Genomic DNA, 22,196 nt, shown 5'->3' with positions numbered 1-22,196 from the left:
GCCGGGCTCACCCGGCGGCTTTTTCTTTGTCCTGAAGTACTCGACGCACCGCAACTTGCGTCCGGCGCGCCAAGACATTCCGCAATGCCTCAGAAGCAGTCGCGGAAAAGAACCTTCGTGTTTTCCAGCGTCATCGGTACCGGATTGCCACCGGCGCTCGGGTCTTCGATTGCCATGGCAGAAAGCTCGTCGATGCGGTCGGGCGTGATCCCCATGGCCGAGAGGCTTTCCGGAACGCCGAGTTCGGCGCGCAGCTGCAGTACGTAATCGTAGAAGCCGTCGAAGCCGCCAGCGATGCCGAGGTAAGCTGCCGCACGGGCAATCTTCTCCTCAATAGCCTTACGGTTGAAACGCAGCACAGCCGGCATGACGACGGCATTGGTCATGCCGTGGTGCGTGTTGTACACGGCGCCGATCGGATGCGACAGCGCATGAATGGCGCCAAGACCCTTCTGGAAGGCGACGGCGCCCATGGCAGCCGCGCTCATCATGTTGGCGCGGGCTTCGAGATCCGTTCCCTCGCGATAGGCGCGCGGCAGAAATTCCTTGACCAGGCGCATGCCTTCCAGCGCGATGCCGGCCGACATCGGGTGGTAGAAGGGTGAAGAATAGGCTTCCAGGCAATGGGCGAATGCGTCCATACCGGTACCGGCAGTGATGACTTTCGGCATGCCGACGGTCAGTTCGGGATCGGCGATGACGACGCCCGGCAGGAACTTTGGATGGAAGATAATCTTCTTCACATGCGTCGCGGAATTGGTGATGACGCTGGCGCGGCCGACTTCCGAACCGGTGCCGGCGGTCGTCGGCACGGCGACGATCGGCGCGATGCCTTCGACGCTGGCGCGGGTCCACCAGTCGCCAATATCTTCGAAATCCCATACCGGCCGGGTCTGGCCGGCCATGAACGCAACGCATTTGCCAAGGTCGAGACCTGAGCCGCCACCGAAAGCGACGACGCCATCGTGACCGCCATCCTTGAATGCCTTCACGCCTGCTTCGAGGTTCTTCTCATTCGGGTTCGGATCGACATCGGCGAAGATCGCGCGGCCGAGACCTGCCTCTTCCAGAATATCCAGGGCCGTCTTGGTGATCGCCATCGAAGCAAGTCCTCGGTCAGTGACCAGGAGCGGCTTCTTCATGCCCAGGCTTTTGCAGGCGTCCGCCAGTTCCTTGATACGGCCGCGGCCGAGCTTGAAGGCGTTCGGATAGCTCCAATTGGCTGAGATGTTGCTCATGCTGTTACTTTCTTCAGGTGATAGGATTTCGGGCGCGTCAGATTGTGGAAGCCGATGATCGACAGTGAACCGCCGCGACCGGTTTCCTTGACGCCGGTCCAGCACAGTGCCGGATCGAGATAGTCTGCGCGGTTCATGAAGACGGTACCGGTTTCGATCTCGCGACCGATGCGCGAGGCGCGCTCGACATCCTTGGTCCAGAGCGAAGCAGTCAGACCGTAGGGGCTGTCGTTCATCAGCTCCAGCGCTTCAGCGTCCGACTTCACCTTCATGATACCGACGGCCGGGCCGAAAGTTTCTTCGCGCATGAAGGCCATCGAATGATCGACATTCACGAGGATCTGCGGCGCGAGATAAGCGCCGCCGTCGTCCGCCGGAAACAGCTTCGGATCGACCAGTGCCTTCGCGCCCTTGGCAACAGCATCTGTGATCTGGTCACGCACGACCTTGGCAAAACGCTTATGCGCCATCGGGCCGAGCGACGTCTCGGGATCGAGGGGGTTGCCGAGCTTGTAGTTCGAAACCCAGGCGACCGACTTCTCAACGAAGCTGTCGTAGAGCGATTCATGCACATAGATGCGCTCGATGCCGCAGCAGCATTGGCCGGAATTGAAGGTGGCGCCATCCATCAAGGTGTCGACGGCGGCGTCGAGATCGGCGTCCTCCATGACATAGCCCGGATCCTTGCCGCCGAGTTCCAGCCCGAGGCTGGTAAAGGTACCGGCGGCGGCACGCTCGATCGACCGGCCGCCTTCGACAGAACCGGTGAAATTGACGAAGTTGAAGCTGCCTGCAGCAATCAGCGCCGAAGTCGTATCGTGGTCAAGGAAGACATTCTGGAAGACATCGGCAGGAACTCCGGCCTCGACGAAAGCCTGAACGAGCCGCTCACCGACCAGGAGCGTCTGGCTCGCGTGTTTGAGAATGACGGTGTTGCCGGCCATCAGAGCCGGAGCGACCGTGTTGATCGCCGTCATATAAGGATAGTTCCAGGGAGCGATGACGAAGACGACGCCATGCGGTTCGCGCTCGATACGGCGGGCAAAATTGGCGCTGTCTTCCACGACCAGCGGCGCCATTGCATCGGCAGCGATCGAGGCGACATAGTTCGAGCGCTCGTTGAATCCGCGATATTCGCCGCCATACTTGATCGGGCGGCCCATCTGCCAGGCAAGCTCCGGCACGACTACATCTGCCATCTCGTTCAGCCTGGCGACACCCTTTAGCACGAGCTGGACACGATCTTCCAATGGGCGGCGCGCCCAATCCTTCTGCGCCTTGCGGGCGCGGGCCACAACTTCCTTGGCGGCTTCGAGCGACAGCGCCGGACGCTCGACATAAACCTCTCCGTTTACCGGTGAGACGCATTTGATCATCGTCATGATCGAATTCCTGTTTTCTTGGTCATCAAATTGATTGCCGGATGTTGCACAACCTGTGGCCGCATTCAAAGCGGAAATATCAGGCGAGCGGGCCATCCTGACGCCCCTGCCCGATCATGAAATGGAAATCGGACAGGGACAGCTTGCAAAAGCCTTACGCTCTTTCGAATCCGCGCGCCACTTCCCAATCGGTGATGCGACGATCATACTCTTCCTGCTCCCATTCGGCAGCACGGGTATAGTGATCGATCACCTCGTCGCCGAAAGCCGCACGCAACATTTTCGAATTGGTTAGGGCTTCGGTCGCACCACGCAGCGTGCGCGGAATTTCTCGAACCTCGCGTGCGCCATAGGCGTCGCCGACAAAGGGCGCTTCCAGTTCGAGCTTGTTCTCGATTCCGTCAATGCCTGCGGCGATCAGCGCCGCAAAAGCGAGATAGGGATTGAGGTCGGAGCCGCCGACGCGGCACTCGATACGGATGCTCTTAGTGTCGGCACCGCACAGGCGATACCCGGCCGTGCGATTATCCGTGCTCCAGATCGCCTTGGTGGGGGCAAAGGTGCCGGCCACGAAGCGCTTGTAGGAATTGATATAGGGCGCCAGGAAGTAGGTAATTTCGCTGGCATGCGTCAGAAGGCCGGCAACGTAGTGCCTCATCATCGGCGTCATGCCATGTTCTTTTTCCTTGTCGAAGAACAGCGGCGTCTTGCCATCGGCGCTCCAGAGCGACTGATGGATATGGGATGAACTGCCGGCAGCGCTGTAATTCCATTTTGCCAGGAAGGTAATGGCTTTGCCCTTCGACCAGGCGATCTCCTTGCAGCCGTTCTTGATGATGGCGTGACGGTCCGCCATGGTCAGCGCGTCGGCGTAGCGAACGTTGATTTCCTCCTGGCCGGCAGAGGCCTCGCCCTTGGAGTTTTCGACCGGAATATCGGCGCCCTGCAAACCCTTGCGGATCGCGCGCATCACATCTTCTTCCTTGGTGGTCTGGAAGATGTGGTAATCCTCGTTGTATCCACTGACGAGATTGAGGTTGCGATAGCCGGCTTCGCGGGCACTGTCGTAGCTCTGATCGAAAAGAAAGAATTCGAGCTCCGAAGCCATATAGGCCTTCATGCCCATCGCTTCGAGGCGCTTGACCTGCTTCTTGAGGATGGCACGCGGCGAATGCGCGACTTCCTCGTGCGTGTGATGGTCGAGCACGTCGCAGAGTACCAGCGCCGTGCCTTCCAGCCACGGAATGCGGCGCAGCGTGGCAAGATCAGGCTTCATGGTATAGTCGCCATAGCCCTTCTCCCAGCTTGTCGACTTGTAACCAGAGACAGTTTCCATCTCGATGTCGGTGGCCTGCAGATAGTTGCAGCTATGCGTTTCCTTCCAGGCGCTCTCGACGAAGAATTCCGCCTGGAAACGTTTGCCCATCAGGCGGCCCTGCATGTCCACCTGGCATGCCAGAACCGTATCGATGCGCCCTTCGGCCACATCCTTCCTGAGGTCATCGAACGTATAGCTAGTGCTCATGATTTATCCGCCTGAAATATAAAAAGGATGATCGGCTGGCAGCTTGCCGGCACATGTAGCCCGAAGCCGCCCGTCAAGTTGGAAGGGGCCGCCGCTACGGCCCCCGCCGAATTGAAGATGAATGAGGATCAGGCTTCGCCAACGGCCCGTTCGGCGGCGGCGATGTCGGCCTGACGCTTGGCGATCACGTCACCGATCGGCGGTCCCTGGAAGCGACGCTTTTCGAAGGCGAACCAGACGATCGCGGTCAGAACGAGGAAGCCGATGGTGATGTAGAGCGCCCATTCATTCGGCGGCTGCACGCCGATGATGAAGATGATCGCCATGGCGATAACAACCAGAACAGACACCACCTTGTAAGTGCCGATGCCCATGTTCCAGGGACCCATCTTCGGCCATTTCGCCGTTCCGATCGCCTTGATGCCGAGAACGATCGGCACGGTGAACGAGAGGAACAGGAAGATGACGGTGCACGACACGACGATGGTATAGGCCGAAGAGCCAGCGATCGTCACGAGCGAAGCGCCCCAGACGAACAGGACGGCAAGAATGGCGGCCGTCCAGATGGCGATGGAGGGCGTGCGGAACTTCGGGCTGACGCTGGCGAGCGATTTCGAGAATGGCAGGCCGCCATCACGCGAGAAAGCGTAGATCATGCGCGATGCGGATGTAACGGTCGCAAGGCCGCACAGCAACTGCGAGATGAAGATCGCGACATAGAGGATATTGGCGACGACAGGGTGGGTGACGCTGTTGATCGTCCAGAAGAAGACATTCCAGCCCTGCTTCGAGGCTTCGTTCATGTCCGGGATCGCAAGGAGGAAGGCCAGCAGCATGATGTAGCCGAACAACGACGACCACCAGACCGAGGATACCATCCCGCGCGGCACCGAGCTGGATGCTTTAACAGTCTCTTCAGATGTATGCGCCGAAGCGTCATATCCGGTGATCGTGTAGATCGGCAGCAACAGCCCCAGAGCAAAGACGTACCAGATATTGTCCATCTTCGGCCAAACCGATGCATCACCCTCCGGTGTGCCGGAGTAGTTGGTGAAGGTCCAGATGCGGCTGATGTCCCAGCTCTTGACGCCGATCAGGCAGACGACGGTCAGCGCGATTGCGGCGGCGAAGATCAGGTAGCCGGACATGTCGGTCAGCTTTGCCGTCAGCTTGATACCGAAATGATTGATCAGCGCCTGCAGGCCGGTGATGATGGCGACGAAGATGATCTGGTTCGCAAAGCCGGCCGAAGTATTGGTATCGACGGCGATGCCGAACCACGGGGCGATGGAGCCGCTGAAGAAGCCCCAGGTCCCGACATTGATCGCGCCAAGCACGGTGATGAGACCGAGCAAGTTGAGCCAGGCCGTCAGCCAGCCGGTGAACCGGTTACCGAGGATCGAGCCCCAGTGATAAAGGCCGCCGGCCGTCGGATAGGCTGAGGAAATCTGCGCCATCGAGAGCGCGAATACACCGGAAATCACGCAGCCGATCGGCCAACCGATGCCGATCGCGGCACCGCCGGCACCCGATGTCGCCTGCGCAAGCGAATTGATACCGCCGGATAGAATGCAGATGATGGAGAAGGAAATGGCGAAATTCGAGAATGAACTCATGCGCCGTTCCAGCTCCTGGGCATAGCCCATGGAGTGCAGGATATGAACATCCTGCTTTTTGTCTAACTCTGTATAATCAGACATGCCATTCCCCCTTAAGCCCGGTCGTCCGCGGGATTGCGGAGAACCATGTGTCACATGAGCCGCCGGCTTTTGCCGTGCGGCCCTATCGCAGTTGAACTGCTCCCCGGGGTCTTTTTCTTTTTATGCTCAGGCTTCCAGGCTGTTCTGGAGAAGCCCTGTCAGATAGTCGGCCATGACCCCTTGGCCAACGTCGTCTCCGATGAGATCGTTGCGGATCTCGATCATTACATTGTGCAGACCATTGGCGATCCCATGCAGTTTCAGTGTATGGGTGACGCCGTCTTCAGGCCCGTAAGGCTGGTTGCGGTCTGTCTGATAGAGCGGCGCCTCCGCCGCTGCATCCAGCATGCGATCGCCCAGCCAATGGTCGTCGTCATGCAGAATTCCGAGCTCCACCGCCCTCGGCTTGCCGTTATAAACCGGCGTGAAGCTATGTATTGTCACGATCACGGTTTTTTGCCCGCGTGCAGCCCGTTCTTTCAGCAAGGCCCGGATGCGATCGTGAAACGGTATGTAGAGACCTTCGGTGCGCGCCCGACGATCCGCTTCATCCAGATGCTGATTGCCGGGGATCGTGTAGATCTCGCTTGTCTCCGGCATCGCGCCGGCGCTTTCCGGCGGCCGGTTGCAATCATAAATCAGGCGGGAGAAGCGCTGATAGACCAGTGTCGCATCGAGGCTTGCCGAGATCTTCCTTGCAACCGCGAGTGCGCCAGGATCCCACGCAATATGGCTGGAAAGCGCCTCGGGGGAAAGCCCAAGGTCCCCGAAACGTTCGGGCAAAGCACGAGAAGCATGCTCGCAGATGATGAAAACCGCGCTGTTGCCGTCTGGCCTCTCGACCGCGACACAGTCGCCGTCCGCCTTCGTCAAAATGCCTTGCTGTGCAAGCATCCGGGGCGCCCCATTGCCGATTAATAAAATCTTTATAAGAAAAGAATTCTTCAGCTTTTGGTCGCTGTCAATCGGAAACTGAAATTATTTCTTCATTTGTGACATTGACTCGAAATGTGACAGCGTTGTTATATCGTTGCAGGAGATCGGCATAAGACCGGCCCGGGGAGCTAAAATCGATTGAACAATGCGTCAAAGACAGTTTCTGACGTGATCAACGCTCGCTTCGACACGTTGACGCGCGCCGAAAAGCAGCTGGCTAAGAGCCTGCTCGACAATTACCCCGTTTCGGGGCTGGGCAGCATCACGACGGTCGCGGAAAATGCGCGGGTGTCAACGCCGACCGTTGCGCGCATGGTGCAGAAGCTCGGCTACAAGGGTTATCCGGATTTTCAGTCGCACCTCCATCAGGAGGTCGAGGCGACCATCTCCAACCCGCTGACGAAGCATGATCGCTGGGCGTCGAATGCACCGGGCACGCATATTCTCAATCGCTTCGCCGATGCCATCATGGGCAATCTCCGGCAGACCCTCTCCGATCTCGATGCTGCAACATTCGATAGCGTTGCAACTTTGCTATCGGAGCGCAAACGCGGGCTTTACTTCGTCGGCGGCCGCATCACGGGCGCGCTTGCCGAGTATTTTTTCACCCACATGCAGGTGATCCGCCCCAACACCACCCTGCTCTCCTCCAATTCCAGCACCTGGCCGCAATATGTTCTGAATATGAATCCAGGCGATCTGCTCGTGATCTTCGATATCAGGCGCTACGAGCAGGAAATGGTCAATCTTGCCGCCGTTGCCCGCCGTCGCGGCGCAGAGATCATCGTCTTTACCGACCAGTGGGCATCACCGGCTACCAAGCACGCCAAGCACATCTTCCGCGTGCAAATCGAGGCGCCGTCCGCCTGGGATTCATCGGTTGTCACACTCTTCATCGTCGAAGCCCTGATCGAGGCCGTACAAAGTTCGACCTGGGACGAGACGAGTGAGCGCATGAAAACGCTCGAAGGTCTTTTCGAGCAAACGCAGTTGTTCCGCAAACTGAGCTAGAGGGGAGCGAAAATACAAAATTGCGTGAGTCTGAGGGTGTGAAATGCAGTAGCTGTCACACTTGGCGCCTAGAAGAAAAATCAATTGCGTTCACAGGAATTGCAGCACTTTGAAGCCGTCACACAACCTTCATGTTACGTCATTAACAGCAACGCCAGACACTGAAAACCCAAAAGGAGGAAATGCAGTGATCTCGAAAATTCACCGTCTTCTGACCATCTCGACCGCGATGCTCGTCGCCTCGAGCGCAATCGCCGCCGCAGAACCAAGCGCCGACCTTATCGCTGCCGCCAAGAAGGAAGGCACGCTGACCACGATTGCCCTGCCCCACAACTGGTGCGGTTATGGTGATCTGATCGCTGCGTTCAAGGCGAAGTATGGCATCGAAGTCAACGAACTGAACCCGGATGCCGGTTCAGGCGATGAAGTCGAAGCAATCCGTGCCAACAAGGGCAACAAAGGCCCGCAGGCTCCTGACGTCATCGACGTCGGTCTCTCCTTCGGCCCGACCGCCAAGAAGGAAGGCCTGCTGCAGCCTTACAAGGTTTCCACCTGGGATTCCATTCCGGACAGCGCCAAGGATGCCGAAGGCTACTGGTATGGCGACTACTACGGCGTTCTCTCCTTCGTCATCAACAAGGACGTCGTGAAGAACGAGCCGAAGGACTGGGCCGACCTCCTGAAGCCGGAATATGCAAACACCGTTTCGCTCGCCGGCGACCCGCGTACGTCGAACCAGGCCGTTCAGGCCGTCTACGCCGCGGGCCTCGCAGCCGGCGAAAAGGACGCAACCAAGGCCGGTGCTGCTGGCCTCGACTACTTCGCCAAGCTCAACAAGGCCGGCAACTTCGTTCCGGTTATTGGCAAGTCTGCTTCGCTGGCTCAGGGTGCAACCCCGATCGTCGTCGCGTGGGACTACAACGGTCTCTCCTGGCGCGACAGCCTGAAGGGCAACCCGCCCGTTGACGTCACCGTTCCGGCTTCGGGCGTTATCGCTGGCGTTTACGTTCAGGCAATCTCGGCCTTCGCACCGCATCCGAACGCTGCCAAGCTGTGGATGGAGTTCCTCTATTCCGACGAAGGCCAGATTGGCTGGTTGAAGGGCTATTGCCACCCGATCCGCTTCAACGACCTGGCAAAGAACAAGAAGGTTCCGCAGGAACTTCTCGACAAGCTGCCGCCGGCTGCCGCCTATGAAAAGGCCGTTTTCCCGACGCTCGACGAGCAGGCTGCCGGCAAGGCCGCCATCACCACCAAGTGGGATTCTGTCGTCGGTTCGAACGTACAGTAATCAAACGAGACATCGCCTCCCCGTTTCGACGGGGAGGTTTTCCATTTTCTCGGCGCCGCGGATTGGACCATCATGAGTATCGTCACAACATCAACGGTCAATTCCACTCCGATGATCAACAAGCGCGTGGTTGTCGATTGGATGGGCATCGCGCCCTTCCTCATCTTCGCATTGCTGTTTCTAATTCTCCCGACGGTCTATCTGGTCGCCGGCGCTTTCCTGACGCCGGACGGAAGCTTTACCCTCAAGAACATCGCCGACCTGTTCACGCCGACGATCATGAGCGCCTATCTGATCAGTATCAAAATCTCGGTCGCTTCGGCGCTCGGTGGTGCGATTATAGGCTTTTACCTAGCTTGGGCGCTTGTCCTGGGCGGACTTCCCACCTGGATCCGTCATGCCTTTCTGACCTTCTCGGGGGTCGCATCGAATTTCGCCGGCGTGCCGCTGGCCTTCTCGTTTATTGCCACGCTGGGCCGCCAGGGTCTCGTTACGATATTGCTCGCTCATTTCGGCTTCAATCTCTACGGTACAGGCTTCAACCTGCTGAGCTTCTTCGGCCTGACCATCACCTACATGTACTTCCAGATCCCGTTGATGGTGCTGATCATTACGCCGGCACTCGACGGCATGAAGAAGGAATGGCGTGAAGCGGCCTCCATTCTGGGAGCAACCAATGGACAATATTGGCGGATGGTCGCCTTGCCGATCCTGTGGCCGAGCCTGCTTGGCACGACGCTGCTGCTGTTTGCAAATTCGTTCGGCGCCATCGCGACAGCAATTGCACTCACGGGCAGCTCACTGAATATCGTTCCGATCGTGCTCTATGCGCAGATCCGCGGCGACGTGCTGCATAATGCCAATCTGGGCTATGCGTTGGCGCTCGGCATGATCGTCATCACCGGCATTTCAAACGTCATTTATATCTTGATGCGCATGCGCGCTGAACGGTGGCAGAAATGAAGCTGCAAAAATTCTTCGCCTGGGTCGCCGTTGCCATCGGCCTCATCTACTTCCTAGTGCCCCTCATCGGTACAATGGAATTCTCGCTGCGCATGCGGCGCAACGCCTACAGCTTCGACGCCTATGCGTCCGTCTTTTCGGATTTCGGCTTCATAACGGCCTTTGGCTTCTCAATGTTGATGGCGCTTTTGACCATCATCTTCGGCATGCTGCTCGTCGTACCCACGGCGTACTGGGTAAGGCTGCGGCTGCCGCAGCTTCGCCCTGTCGTGGAATTCATCACCCTGATGCCGCTGGTCATTCCGGCCATCGTCATCGTCTTCGGCTATCTGCGGCTCTATAATTCGTCGTCGATCCTGCCGCTGACAGGCTATAATTCGACGACGAACATTCTGCTCGTCTGCTCCTACATTGTGTTATCGCTGCCCTATATGTATCGTTCTGTCGATACGGCGATGCGTACCATTGATGTCGGCACGCTGACGGAGGCTGCCGAAAGCCTTGGTGCAAAATGGACAACCATCATGTTCAAATGCATCTTTCCAAATGTCATGAGCGGTGTGCTTTCCGGAGCGTTCATCACACTCGCGATCGTCATGGGCGAATTCACCATGGCGTCGCTGCTCAATCGTCCGGCATTCGGGCCCTATATGCAGCTCATGGGCGCCAATAGAGCTTACGAGCCCTCTGCCCTGGCCATCATCGCGCTTGCCGTTACCTGGCTCAGCATGGGCCTGTTGCAGCTCGTTTCCCGTTTCTCAAAATCTGCTCCGATTAAGGCGTAAGGCTTCTCACCATGGCTTTTCTCGAACTCACCCACATCAAGAAGTCCTTCGGCGACATTCAGGTCGTTCACGATTTCAACATGCAAATCGAAAAGGGGGAATTCGTCTCCTTCCTCGGCCCATCGGGCTGCGGCAAGACGACCGTGCTGCGGATGATCGCCGGCTTCGAAACCCCGACCGCCGGCACGCTGATGATCAACGGCAAGGATCAGCGGCCGTTGAAGCCGAACCAGCGCAATATCGGCATGGTGTTCCAGGCTTATGCCCTGTTCCCGAACATGACGGTGCATGACAACGTCGCCTTCGGCCTCAAGGTCGCCGGCATGTCGAAGCCGGATATCGACAAGCGCGTCAAAGAGATGCTCGCCCTCATCAAGCTCGATCACCTCGCCGGCCGCTATCCCTACCAGATGTCCGGCGGCCAGCAGCAGCGCGTGGCGCTGGCCCGCGCCATCGCCGTCAAGCCGCAGGTCCTGTTGCTCGATGAGCCGCTCTCGGCGCTCGATGCCAAGATCCGCATCTCGCTGCGCGAAGAAATCCGCGCCATCCAACAGCAGCTCGGCATCACCACCGTCTTCGTTACGCACGATCAGGAAGAAGCGCTGTCCATCTCTGACCGCATTGTCGTGATGAACGCGGGCCGCGCCGATCAGATCGGCACGCCCTTTGAGATCTACAACACGCCGGCAACGCGTTTCGTCGCGTCCTTCGTCGGCACACTGAACCTCATCGAAGGCAAGGTTATCGATCCCGACAACAACCGCATCATGATCGGCGACCAGGGTGTCACCCTGAAGCAGTCGGTCACGGCCTATAAGGCAGGCGATACCGTATCGCTCGCTCTACGTCCGGAAGCTGGCTCTCTGGCGGAATCGGCCAAAGGCGACACGGCGCTCACCGGCGAGGTTTCCTCGGCACACTTCCTAGGCTCGGTCATCCGTACCCGCATGAATGTCGCTGGCAACACGATTTCCTTCGACATGTTCAACAGCCCGGGCATGATGCCTCCGAGCGTCGGCGAGAGGGTCACGTTACGCTTCGCCTCCTCTGATCTGCTGGTCATCCAGGATTGAGATGCAGCCCTGCCTGACGGGGCAACTTTGGAAAAATAATCGCGAACGCCGGCTCAAAAGGCCGGCGTTTTTCTTTGATTTCCCTGTCGAAATGCATTTATAGTCCACGCGTTCTCAGGGCGGGGTGCAACTCCCCACCGGCGGTATGGGGATTTTCCCCGAGCCCGCGAGCGCCTTCCGAGCTTTCGGAAGGGTCAGCAGATCCGGTGAGAGGCCGGAGCCGACGGTATAGTCCGGATGGAAGAGAGCAAGCCGTGTCGCACCCTCTTCCGCGCGAGGGGTGCTGCGACTCTGCGTGTTCGCCCAAGGGATATTTGACAACAACCCTTGAAAGGCAAAACTGATGACTATCTCTATCTCCACCCAACCAAGCCGCATCGCATTGATCCGGGCTCGTTGGCACGCCGACGTCGTCGACCGTTGCGTCGATTCCTTCGTTGCCGAATGGCAGACGACGGAAAGTGCATCGCCCATCGATATCTTCGATGTGCCTGGCGCGCTGGAAATCCCCCTGCATGCGCAGACGCTTGCACGTAACGGCCGCTATTCGGCGATCGTTGCCACCGCTTTCGTTGTCGACGGTGGCATCTATCGTCATGAATTCGTTGCCAATACTGTTCTCGACGCCATGATGCGCGTTCAGCTCGATACCGGCGTGCCGATTCTCTCCGCAGTCTTGACGCCGCATCACTTCCAGGAGTCGGAAGCGCATATCCAGTTCTTCAAGGAACATTTCATCATCAAGGGCCGCGAAGCTGCAAGCGCCTGCCGCCATATCCTCGCAGAACGCGCCAAGCTTCTGCCGTCGGTAACAGTCTAAGCCGTCTCGGTGGAGGCGCGGCGCAAGCCCGCCTCCATTTTCCAAAACACCCTTCCCGGCGAAATTGCGGGGATCAGGCAGATGGAGCGGCCCGGAGCCTCCGTGGCATGCAGAGCAGCCCTGAAAGGAGAAGTCAGTGACCGTTCTACGCATCATCCCAAATCTGTCAGCCGCCGACCCTGCTAGCGCCCGCCTCTTCTATAGCGAGCTGCTCGGCCTCGACATCGTCATGGATCACGGCTGGATCCTCACCTTCGCCTCCGAGTCGGCAACCGTCCCGCAGATCAGCGTCGCCAGCGAAGGCGGCTCAGGAACGATCGTCCCAGATCTCTCAGTCGAGGTCGATGATGTCGATACGCTCTATCAACAAGCCACATCAATGGGTTTGAGCATAGTCTATGATCTGACGGACGAACCCTGGGGCGTCCGTCGTTTTTACGTCCGCGACCCATTTGGGAAAGTCGTCAACATCCTCTCACATCGCTGACTTCACTATCTGAGTTCGGCGTTGAATATCACGCGGTCCGCTGACCACATCGATTCGGCAAAAGCGATCGGTATGCCGCCGGCGTCGACGTCAACCTTGCGCGTGATGAGCAGCGGAACGGACTTCGGTTGCCGCAGCAATCGAGCCTCCTCTGCCGAGGGCATGCGTGCCTCGATCTCGGTGGACAGCCGCCCATAGTCTGTAACGCCGTAGCTCGCGAGCGCCGCGGTTATCGTCGGATACAGCAATCGAGCCTTGTCGAAATCCGGAAAACGCTCCGAAGGATAGTAGGTATCCCCGAGCTCGACCGGGACACCGTCCGCCGTCATGACACCACGGCGATGGATAACCGGCGCGCCTGATGCGATCTTCAACTGAGCCGCCACTCGCTCCATTGCCGGCCCGATCTCGTGAACGAGCAGTTCGCCACCCGGTTCGAAGCCCTGCTCGATCAGGTTCTTATGAAAGCGTGTGCGCTTGGAGAGCGTATAGTCGAGCACGCCCCTGTGGACGAAAGTTCCCCGCCCCTGTTCAGCACGCACAAGCCCGCGTTGCTCCAGATGCCCCAGCGCTTGCCGCACGGTGAAACGGCTGACGCCGAAACGCTGCATCAGTTCGGGCTCCGTCGGTAATCTCTCTCCGGGAACGAAAGTCCCGGCAGCGATATCAGCCGCCAGGATCTCGCCGATCTGATGCCAGAGAGCGCTGCCGCCCTTGCGATCGATCACTTCCATATCAGACCCGCTTTTCGAGCCGGAAGAGAAGCTTGTATTCGGCCGGATAGCTCAGCGCATCGAGAATGCTCGGATAATATTTCCGATCCTTCGTCGCGCGCACGAAGCCATCATAACCGAACCGTTTAACGGAGACATCGAAGCCAGCGGCTGAGAAGGCATCGATATAGTCCTGGGGAGAACGATCCTGTACCGGCGCGTTGCTGTTATTACCGATCAACTCCTGCCATTTCGGCCAGAGTGGCATCTCATTGTGGCAGCCAGTTACGGCATAATAGACGCCGCCATCGCGCATCACCGCAAACATCTGTTCGGCGTGCTGTTTCAACTCCGGCAGGAGATAGACGACCTCATAGCTGAAGGCCACATCAAAACTATCGGCAAATGGGGAAAGATCGGTCGTCACATGGAACTGCAACGGCATGTTGCCAGTGGCCGATGCGGCAGCAGCCACCGACTCCGAGGCAATATCGATGCCGACGCCACGGCGAAATGGCCGCATGCCGTAAAGCAGTCGCAGGAAGCCGCCGCGATTGCAGCCGAAATCCAGGATCGTCTTCGACGAGAAATCCCGCTCCGGGATCGTCTCGATGAAGTGCCGCCAATAGGGGCTATGCGATTCCGCCATCGCAATATCGCCCTGCGGTTCCGTGTGCCAGGTTGCATAGATGGATGCTGCATTTGTCATGATGCGCTCGCTGTTGGAGTGGAACGCAATATTGCTAGCATCGTTCCGTGACGGCACTATAAATTCGTCCGGACGACTAGACTATTTTCAGCAATCGACTAACGCCAAAGCCTTACATCGTCAGAGGTCGGCATTACTCTGCGCGCAATCCAACATCCATTGCACTCCAAATCGATCCGTCAGCTTGCCATAGTAGCTGCCCCATGGCTGAACGGCGAGCGGCGTCGTCACTACACCGCCTTGTGCCAATAGGGCAAAAATCCTCTCGGTACTCTGCCGATCGTCCATCATCAGCATATGAGCCGAGCCGCGCATGGGTTCGGCATCGTGATTGTCGGACGCGAAGAACAATACGCCCGGCCCCTCGAAGCGGGCATGCATCACCCTGCCCCGCATCGCCTCGTCGGCAACGGGTATCCCGCCCGAGCCGTGACGGACCAATAGCGTCACTCGACCGAGCCCGCACGCGGTATAGAAGGCAAGCGCCTCCTCGCAATGCACCGTGAAGAATAGATAATTTGCGAGTTCCACGTCTTGCCTCCCATTTCAACACTATCAAGGCTGCTAGCGCTCACCCAATCGGTTTTCGCCTAGCTCCACCGCTCATGGCGGTGAGCATCTCGTTAGGATAGTGCAGAATTCTGAATGGCGCCTACCAGATCAGCATTGCTATAGCTCTGCCCGGCGATGCCCCAAGCTCCTTCCGGCGCATAGACGATATTCGACCAGATGTGCTCGCGCTTGATCCGCCCATCGGCCGCCGCCTCGATAACGTCGGTCGCCCTTTCGATGAAATCTCGCTTGGCGTCAGCGGTTGCGAGTGCGATCTCGGGCAGTTTGAGCTCGACAAAGGCGGCTGCGATAGGCTTCCCGGCGGCCAGAACGTGCCCGGCGGGAAGTACGTTGATCGAGCCAATGACATTGGCAGTCATGAAAGCGTTCCCGGTCAGACCGGCAACATCGAGCACCGCATCGGTCAGGTCGGCAAAAGCACGCGCTTGCGCCTCGGACGAAAGCAATCCTTCAGGTATGGTAAGCGTAATGGGCATAGGACATCTCCTTGTTGAACCAGTAGCAACAGTTGATATATACCGTTTGCTCTTTATGAATACACACCGATCACTCTCTATGCAAGCCATAAAGAGAGATCGCTCTCAATGGAGTTTGCGATGCGCTATAGCGCCGAACACAAGCAGGAGACCCGGACACGGGTCATCGCCGCCGCCGGACAAGTCTTCAGACAGGAAGGATATGGCGGTGCAGGGATCGATGCCTTGACGAAGGCCGCCGGGGTAACCAATGGCGCCTTTTACGGGCACTTCAAATCCAAGGGCGAGGCATTCCGCACCGCAGTGGTGGAGGGCCTGGAAGAACTGCGTCAGGGAATTGCGGGGTTCATCCAAAAGCAGCCGAACGACTGGCTGAAAAGCTTCGCCAGTTTCTATCTCGGCTACAAGCGCACGTGCGAACTCGGCGAGAGCTGTACCCTGCCCAGCCTCTCCCCGGATGTCATGCGCGCAGACGAGGACACGCGAGGTGCCTACACTGTAGAACTTAAGAAGCTCATCGCCGATGTGGCAGCCGGCCTGCCCGAAAGCACAGGAGCAGGCAGGCGTGAGATGGCCGCCGAGGATCGAGCGATTGTTCTGCTGTCGCTCTTGAGCGGCGGCGTGACGCTTGCCCGCGCGGTTTCCGATCCCACCCTCTCCGCACGCATCGCTGAGATCATCGAACAGGCCGCGCTGATATCAGGCAGCCTGTCAAATACTCTTGATCAATAGTTCACTCGAACATCCCTAGCCAAGGATGAAGGCGAGCTATCTTCTCGCTATCGCCACCGCAACGACCTAAGCGCGGATCGCTTTGTCATTGGCATCGAAGCGATGCATACGGTTCGTGTCAGGCGTCACGAAGACCACGTCGTCGGGCGCGTACTGGTGCTCACCGAAAAGACGCACGGTCAGCAGACCGGTGGTTTCAGATTCGAGATAGATGATCGTATCGGCGCCGAGATGCTCGACATGGATGACTTTGGCCGCCCATGTGCCCTGATCGCGAGACAGCGTAATATGCTCCGGACGGATGCCGACCGTCTTGGCACCGCTTTGGCCCAGCCGTTCGGCCGGAATGAAGTTCATCTGCGGCGAACCGATGAAGCCGGCAACGAAGACGTTGGCCGGGCGATTGTAGAGCTCCATTGGCGAGCCGATCTGCTCGATGGCGCCGGCATTGAGCACAACGATCTTGTCGGCAAGTGTCATCGCCTCGACCTGGTCGTGGGTGACGTAGATCATCGTCGCCTTCAGGCTGCGATGCAGTCGGGCGATTTCCAGGCGCGTCTGGACGCGCAGCGCGGCATCGAGGTTCGACAGCGGCTCGTCAAAGAGGAAAAGTTCAGGCTCGCGAACAATGGCGCGGCCGATCGCGACACGCTGACGCTGGCCACCGGAAAGCTCAGAGGGGCGGCGCGCCAGATAGGGCGCAAGCGATAGCATGTTGGAAGCCTTCTCGACACGGCTCTCGATCTCGGCTTTGGCCGTGCCCGCCTGCTTGAGGCCAAGCCCCATATTGTCCTTAACGGTCAGATGCGGATAGAGCGCATAGGACTGGAACACCATCGAGATACCGCGCTTGGCGGGTGGCGTCACGGTGACGTCCTCACCATTGATCAGCACGGCACCGGATGTCACATCTTCCAGACCGGCGATGCTGCGCAGCAGGGTCGACTTGCCGCAGCCCGATGGGCCGACGAAGATGACGAATTCGCCATCCTTCACTTCGAGGTCGATGCCCTTCAGCACGTCGTGCGAACCGTAGGCCTTGCGAATGGATTTCAGTAGAAGCGATCCCACAGTCTTTTATCCTTACAAATAAACGGGCTTGCCGGTGTGCACGCTCTCATCAGCGGCGAGGCATATGCGCAGCGATTGAACGGCGTCGTTCATATGGCGATTGAGGTCCAGATCCTCGCGGATGGCTTTCAGCAGGAAAGCCTGCTCGAAATCGCAAAGCTCCTGGTGGCCTGGCTCGCCATCCATGTGCAGGTCCTGATCGGGCCGGATGAACTGGCCGTTCGGTCCCGTTTCGGCGCTATGCAAGCGGATGACCGAAGTCTTGGTGTGCATGTCGATATCGTCGGACTTGGCATTCTGATCCATGACGATCGAAACCGAGCCGTTCGGCGACATCACGTCCTTCACGAAGAAGGCCGTCTCCGAAATCATCGGACCCCAGCCGGCTTCGTACCAGCCAACCGAGCCATCCTCGAAGATCACCTGCAGGTGACCGTAGTTATACATGTCCGCCTTCACGTCGTTCGACAGACGAAGGCCCATGCCACGCACCTCGATGGGCTTGGAATCGGTGATCTGGCACATGACGTCAACATAATGCACGCCACAATCGACGATCGGCGAGGTCGTGCGCATCAGCGCCTTGTGCGTCTCCCAGGTCGGGCCGCTCGACTGCTGATTGAGGTTCATGCGGAAGACATAGGGGCCGCCGAGCTTGCGCGCTTCGGCGATCAGCCGCATCCAGGACGGATGATGGCGCAGGATGTAGCCGATGACCACCTTCTTGCCCGCCTTCTTAGCGGCAGCCACAACACGCTCGGCATCTTCGACCGTCGATGCCAGCGGCTTTTCAACGAAAACATGGCAGCCGGCTTCCAAGGCCTTCACCGCAAAATCGGCATGACTATCGGAATAGGTGTTGATCGAGCAGACATCCGGCTTGAGCTCGTTCAACGCGGCCTCGAAATCCGGGTGGATCGTATATCCCTGCAATTCCTCGGGAAGCTCCCGCTTGGAGCGATTGACAAGGCCGACAATCTCAAAACCGGGATTGTTGTGATAGGCGAGCGCATGGCTGCGGCCCATATTGCCGAGACCGGCAACGAGAACGCGGATAGGCTTTTCTGATACGCTCACTTGACTGCTCCGGAAGTAATGCCGCGAATGAGGTGACGCGAAAAGATAACGTAAAGGATGAGGATCGGCAGGATCGCCAGCGTCAGCGCAGCCAAGACGGCGTTCCAGTTGGTGACAAACTGACCGATAAAGATCTGCGAGCCGAGGGTCACGGTTTTTGTTGCTTCGCTCGGAGCCAGGATCAACGGGAACCACAGGTCGTTCCAGATCGGGATCATGGTGAAGACGGCAACGGTCGCCATTGCCGGACGAACCAGCGGTAGGACCAGGCGGAAGAAAATCGCATATTCGCTAAGACCGTCGATGCGGCCGGCATTCTTCAGATCGCCGGACACGGTCCGCATGAACTCCGAGAGAATGAAGATCGCCAGCGGCAGGCCCTGCGCGGTATAGACGAGGATCAGCGCCGTCAGCGTGTTGACGAGACCGGCGGCGACCATGCCCTGCAAGATCGCAACCGTGCCCAGCCGGATGGGGATCATGATGCCGATCGCCATATAGAGACCCGTGACCGTATTGCCGCGGAAGCGATATTCTGACAGAGCAAAGGCAGCCATCGCGCCGAACAGCAGCGTGAAGATGATCGAGACGATCGTCACGATGAAGCTGTTCTGGAAATAGGTGAGGAAATCCCCCTGCTTCAGAACGGTGTCATAACCGACCATGCTGAAGGAGGACGGTGTTGGGACGCTCAACGGTGCACGGAAGATCGATGCGCGGTCCTTGAAGGAATTGATAACGGTCAGAAACACCGGGAAAATGGCAACCAGCGTATAGGCGATGAGCGCCAGATGCACGAAGCCGGTGCGGATGGGGGAAGTGCGGGCCTTGGACATGGTCGCCTCTCCTCAGAACTGATAGCGACGGATGCGTCGCTGCACGATGAAAAGATAGAATGAAACGCCGGCGAGGATGATCAGGAACATCACCGTCGCAATCGTCGCGCCCATCGAGCGGTCGCCCAACTGAAGCTGGAAGCCAAAGAAGACGCGATAGAGAAGCGTGCCGAGAATATCGGTGGAGCCATCCGGTCCGGCGAGCGCGCCCTGCACTGTATAGACAAGGTCGAACGCGTTGAAATTGCCGACGAAAGTCAAGATCGAGATGATGCCGATCGCTGGCAGCACCAACGGCAGCTTGATCTTCCAGAACTGGCTCCAGCCGGTGATACCGTCACATTCGGCGGCTTCGATGACCTCTTCTGGAATGTTGAGCAGCGCGGCATAGATCAACATCATCGGGATGCCGACATATTGCCATACGGAGATGAGCGCGACGGCGATCAGTGCCGTGCTCGGCTTGCCGAGCCAGGGCGCGAAGAACGACTTCAAGCCGATTACGCTCAGCAACTCCGGCGCCACACCCCAAAGAGGCGACAGGATCAGCTTCCAAATGAAGCCGACAACGACGAAGGAAAGCAGGGTCGGCAGGAAAATGGCGGTACGATAGAAGGCAACGAAGCGGAGCTTCGGCAGTGACAGAAGTGCTGCGAGCGCGACACCGATCGGATTCTGCACGCACATATGGATGGCGAAGAAGATCAGATTGTTGCGCAGCGCGTTCCAGAAATCATGGGACCAGCGCTCATCGCCGAACAGCACCTTGAAATTGTTGAGACCTACGAAGACGGACTGATTGTCGACGACATTATAAAGCGACAACCGGAGGGTCTCGATCAGCGGCAGGATCATGACTGCCGTGTAGACGACGAAAGCGGGAAAAAGAAAAACGAGAATATGCCAACGTTTGGAGCGCCGGATCGGCGTGACCTCGAGAGTATTTAATGTCGCAGCGTCGCTCATGGCTTTCTGCCTGTTCTTGTTGGCTGGCGATTGAGACGACAGCACTAAGGTTCAAATCCACCCATTGTCCCGGTTCTGCTGCCGGATGGAACGACGTCGGGTGTGTCGCAGTATATTGAGATGAGACCCTCGATCCGATGATCCATCATAAGGAGATAAGACGAGGAGCCGGAAGGCTCCTCGCCCGTATTAGACGATGATTACTTGGCCGGCTTGTACCAGCTGTCGAGGCCCTTCTGCAGCTTCGCGGCAGCCTGATCCGGCGTGTCCGTGCCGTTGATCACGTTCGCGGATTCGGTCCAGGTTTCGTTTTCCAGGTTCGGCTTGCCGCGCGACAGGATCTGATAGGTGGAACGAACGGTCGGCTTGTGATCATTGCGCCAGGAGACGAACTCCTGGGCAAGTGCATCGCTCATCTTCACCGGGTGCGAATTCAGGCTGAAGAAGCCCGGCAGCGCGTTGGCGTAGATGTTGGCGAACTCGTCGGAAGCAACCCAGCTCAGGAACTTCTTGGCTTCTTCCGGATGTGCGCCCTTCGCATTCAGACCAACGCCGATATCCGGATGGTCGGAGATGTAGCCGGTGTCACCAGCCTTTGCGACCGGCGGCGGGAAGGCGCCCATCTTGAACTGAGCCTGCGTGTTGAACAGGCCGATTTCCCAGGAGCCTGCCGGATAGATCGCAGCCTTACCAAGCGTGAACAGGTTCTGGCTGTCGGAGTAGCTCTGAGCCTCAAAACCGTCGCCGAGATAGGGCTTCCATTTTGCGAGTTCCTTGTAAGGATCGACCCATGCAGCGTCCGTCAGCTTTTCCTTCCCGGAAATCAGAGCCTTGCGGCCGTCTTCGCCCTTCCAATAGTTCGGGCCGATGTTCTGATAGCCCATGGTCGCGGCTTCCCACAGATCCTTCGTGCCCATGGCCATGGGGATGTAGGTGCCGTCGGCCTTGATCTTGTCGAGAACGGCGAAGAACTCGTCGCGCGTCGCCGGAACCTTCAGGCCGAGCTTGTCGAAGGCGTCCTTGTTGTAGATGAAGCCGTGGACGACAGACGCCATCGGCACGCAGAAGGTCGACTTGCCGTCGTCGGTGGACCAAGCGGCCTTGGCGACAGCCGAGAAATTCTCGATACCCGGCAGGCTCGTGAGATCAGCAAGGCGCTTCTTGTTGAAGAGATCGAGCGAGGCGTCGAACGGCCGGCAGGTGATGATATCGCCTGCGGAGCCGGCATCGAGCTTGGCGTTCAGCGATGCGTTGTATTCGGTCGGAGCCGTTGGCGAGAACACGATCTTGATGCCGGGGTTCTTCGCTTCGAAAGCCGGAATGATCTTTTCCTGCCAGATTTGCAGGTCGTCGTTACGCCAGCTTTCAACCGTCAGCGTTACGTCGGCCGCATGCGCCAGGCTGACGGAGGTCAGCAGGCTCGACGCAAGAAGCAAGCCCTTCAGAACATTGGTTTTCATTTCCCTCTCCTGTTTTCCGCGCCTGTAGCAAGGCGCTGTTCTCGATCCGAAAATCCGCTGACCAACCCCGAAAGACGGTCAGCGCCCCATAGGGACCGCCAACGTTGCCGACCCCTCATGCAAAAGGCTTCAAAGGCTACCGCCCAATCCACCCGATCAATTGCTGCCCGCCGCCGAAAGCGGAGGTACTGCAAGAATCATACGGGAGTTTCGCGACGAACGACGAGATACAGATCCTCCTGATCCGGGCGACTTTGAACAACGGCGAGATGCACGCTTTCCGCCTCACCTACCGGCCGTTGTTGCCATGCCGACTTTACCGATGTCTGTTCGCACTGTTCCCTTGAAGTGGATTAAGGCCAAAAAAATACC

The 22,196-nt window shown here is 58.2% G+C and carries 22 protein-coding genes and 1 riboswitch; of the genes, 8 read left to right on the top strand and 14 right to left on the bottom strand.

Annotated elements, in window-relative coordinates:
- Positions 1-89: 89 nt before the first annotated feature.
- The 5 genes from QD461_RS07770 to QD461_RS07750 form a co-directional block, all read right to left on the bottom strand.
- Positions 90-1,238 (bottom strand): iron-containing alcohol dehydrogenase, encoded by a 1,149-nt coding sequence (locus tag QD461_RS07770; protein ID WP_184703762.1) that lies wholly within the window; start codon positions 1,236-1,238, stop codon positions 90-92.
- Positions 1,235-2,620: an aldehyde dehydrogenase family protein gene (locus QD461_RS07765; RefSeq protein ID WP_414087209.1), complete on the bottom strand. Its 1,386-nt coding sequence runs from the start codon at positions 2,618-2,620 to the stop codon at positions 1,235-1,237. Before QD461_RS07765 ends, QD461_RS07770 begins: the two co-directional genes overlap by 4 nt.
- A 154-nt stretch (positions 2,621-2,774) precedes the next feature.
- Entirely contained in the window at positions 2,775-4,145 is a 1,371-nt protein-coding gene (locus QD461_RS07760) for a glutamine synthetase family protein (RefSeq protein WP_184703760.1), read from the bottom strand.
- A gap of 128 nt (positions 4,146-4,273) precedes the next feature.
- The gene (locus QD461_RS07755) at positions 4,274-5,845 is read right to left on the bottom strand and encodes an amino acid permease (RefSeq protein ID WP_414087208.1); all 1,572 of its coding nucleotides are present in this window, start codon (positions 5,843-5,845) and stop codon (positions 4,274-4,276) included.
- Positions 5,846-5,971: 126 nt separating this feature from the next.
- Positions 5,972-6,739 (bottom strand): N-formylglutamate amidohydrolase, encoded by a 768-nt coding sequence (locus QD461_RS07750; RefSeq protein WP_414087207.1) that lies wholly within the window; start codon positions 6,737-6,739, stop codon positions 5,972-5,974.
- 180 nt (positions 6,740-6,919) lie between these two features.
- Between QD461_RS07750 and QD461_RS07745 the strand changes: the two genes are divergently transcribed.
- From QD461_RS07745 to QD461_RS07715, 7 genes are all read left to right on the top strand, one after another.
- A complete protein-coding gene (locus QD461_RS07745; protein WP_184703757.1) occupies positions 6,920-7,792 on the top strand; it encodes a MurR/RpiR family transcriptional regulator in 873 nt (290 codons plus the stop codon).
- A 187-nt stretch (positions 7,793-7,979) separates the two neighbouring features.
- Positions 7,980-9,083, top strand: coding sequence for an ABC transporter substrate-binding protein (locus QD461_RS07740; RefSeq protein WP_414087206.1), 1,104 nt, complete (start codon positions 7,980-7,982; stop codon positions 9,081-9,083).
- A 72-nt stretch (positions 9,084-9,155) separates the two neighbouring features.
- Positions 9,156-10,046, top strand: coding sequence for an ABC transporter permease (locus tag QD461_RS07735; protein ID WP_414087205.1), 891 nt, complete (start codon positions 9,156-9,158; stop codon positions 10,044-10,046).
- The gene (locus tag QD461_RS07730) at positions 10,043-10,831 is read left to right on the top strand and encodes an ABC transporter permease (RefSeq protein ID WP_184703754.1); all 789 of its coding nucleotides are present in this window, start codon (positions 10,043-10,045) and stop codon (positions 10,829-10,831) included. Before QD461_RS07735 ends, QD461_RS07730 begins: the two co-directional genes overlap by 4 nt.
- 11 nt (positions 10,832-10,842) lie before the next feature.
- Complete coding sequence (locus tag QD461_RS07725; RefSeq protein WP_414087204.1) at positions 10,843-11,904, top strand: ABC transporter ATP-binding protein; 1,062 nt, start codon at positions 10,843-10,845, stop codon at positions 11,902-11,904.
- A gap of 106 nt (positions 11,905-12,010) precedes the next feature.
- Positions 12,011-12,157, top strand: a riboswitch (FMN riboswitch).
- Positions 12,158-12,247: 90 nt separating this feature from the next.
- Positions 12,248-12,724, top strand: a complete 477-nt coding sequence (locus QD461_RS07720) for a 6,7-dimethyl-8-ribityllumazine synthase (RefSeq protein ID WP_414087203.1) — start codon at positions 12,248-12,250, stop codon at positions 12,722-12,724.
- Positions 12,725-12,860: 136 nt separating this feature from the next.
- Positions 12,861-13,211, top strand: coding sequence for a VOC family protein (locus QD461_RS07715; protein WP_414087202.1), 351 nt, complete (start codon positions 12,861-12,863; stop codon positions 13,209-13,211).
- A gap of 5 nt (positions 13,212-13,216) precedes the next feature.
- Here the strand turns inward: QD461_RS07715 and phnF are convergent, their stop codons facing one another.
- The 4 genes from phnF to QD461_RS07695 all read right to left on the bottom strand — a co-directional run bounded on the left by phnF (position 13,217) and on the right by QD461_RS07695 (position 15,682).
- A complete protein-coding gene (gene phnF / locus QD461_RS07710) occupies positions 13,217-13,945 on the bottom strand; it encodes a phosphonate metabolism transcriptional regulator PhnF (RefSeq protein WP_414087201.1) in 729 nt (242 codons plus the stop codon).
- Between the two features lies 1 nt (position 13,946).
- Positions 13,947-14,633: a class I SAM-dependent methyltransferase gene (locus QD461_RS07705; protein WP_414087200.1), complete on the bottom strand. Its 687-nt coding sequence runs from the start codon at positions 14,631-14,633 to the stop codon at positions 13,947-13,949.
- Positions 14,634-14,753: 120 nt separating this feature from the next.
- A complete protein-coding gene (locus QD461_RS07700; RefSeq protein ID WP_414087199.1) occupies positions 14,754-15,164 on the bottom strand; it encodes a VOC family protein in 411 nt (136 codons plus the stop codon).
- Positions 15,165-15,256: 92 nt separating this feature from the next.
- Positions 15,257-15,682: a tautomerase family protein gene (locus QD461_RS07695; protein ID WP_414087198.1), complete on the bottom strand. Its 426-nt coding sequence runs from the start codon at positions 15,680-15,682 to the stop codon at positions 15,257-15,259.
- Positions 15,683-15,802: 120 nt separating this feature from the next.
- On the opposite strand from QD461_RS07695, the gene QD461_RS07690 reads away from it, so the two are divergent.
- Complete coding sequence (locus QD461_RS07690; RefSeq protein WP_414087197.1) at positions 15,803-16,414, top strand: TetR/AcrR family transcriptional regulator; 612 nt, start codon at positions 15,803-15,805, stop codon at positions 16,412-16,414.
- A gap of 66 nt (positions 16,415-16,480) precedes the next feature.
- Here QD461_RS07690 and QD461_RS07685 read toward each other — a convergent pair whose 3' ends face one another.
- The 5 genes from QD461_RS07685 to QD461_RS07665 form a co-directional block, all read right to left on the bottom strand.
- A complete protein-coding gene (locus tag QD461_RS07685) occupies positions 16,481-17,485 on the bottom strand; it encodes an ABC transporter ATP-binding protein (protein WP_414087196.1) in 1,005 nt (334 codons plus the stop codon).
- A 12-nt stretch (positions 17,486-17,497) separates the two neighbouring features.
- Entirely contained in the window at positions 17,498-18,562 is a 1,065-nt protein-coding gene (locus tag QD461_RS07680) for a Gfo/Idh/MocA family protein (protein ID WP_414087195.1), read from the bottom strand.
- Positions 18,559-19,398 (bottom strand): carbohydrate ABC transporter permease, encoded by an 840-nt coding sequence (locus QD461_RS07675; RefSeq protein ID WP_414087194.1) that lies wholly within the window; start codon positions 19,396-19,398, stop codon positions 18,559-18,561. Before QD461_RS07675 ends, QD461_RS07680 begins: the two co-directional genes overlap by 4 nt.
- A 12-nt stretch (positions 19,399-19,410) precedes the next feature.
- Entirely contained in the window at positions 19,411-20,364 is a 954-nt protein-coding gene (locus tag QD461_RS07670) for a carbohydrate ABC transporter permease (RefSeq protein WP_414087193.1), read from the bottom strand.
- Between the two features lie 200 nt (positions 20,365-20,564).
- Complete coding sequence (locus QD461_RS07665; protein ID WP_414087192.1) at positions 20,565-21,824, bottom strand: ABC transporter substrate-binding protein; 1,260 nt, start codon at positions 21,822-21,824, stop codon at positions 20,565-20,567.
- Positions 21,825-22,196 lie beyond the last annotated feature (372 nt).

Source organism: Rhizobium sp. BR 314 (assembly GCF_047445805.1).
Lineage (GTDB): Bacteria > Pseudomonadota > Alphaproteobacteria > Rhizobiales > Rhizobiaceae > Rhizobium > Rhizobium lusitanum_B.
This window is presented reverse-complemented; position numbering and strand designations above follow the sequence as displayed.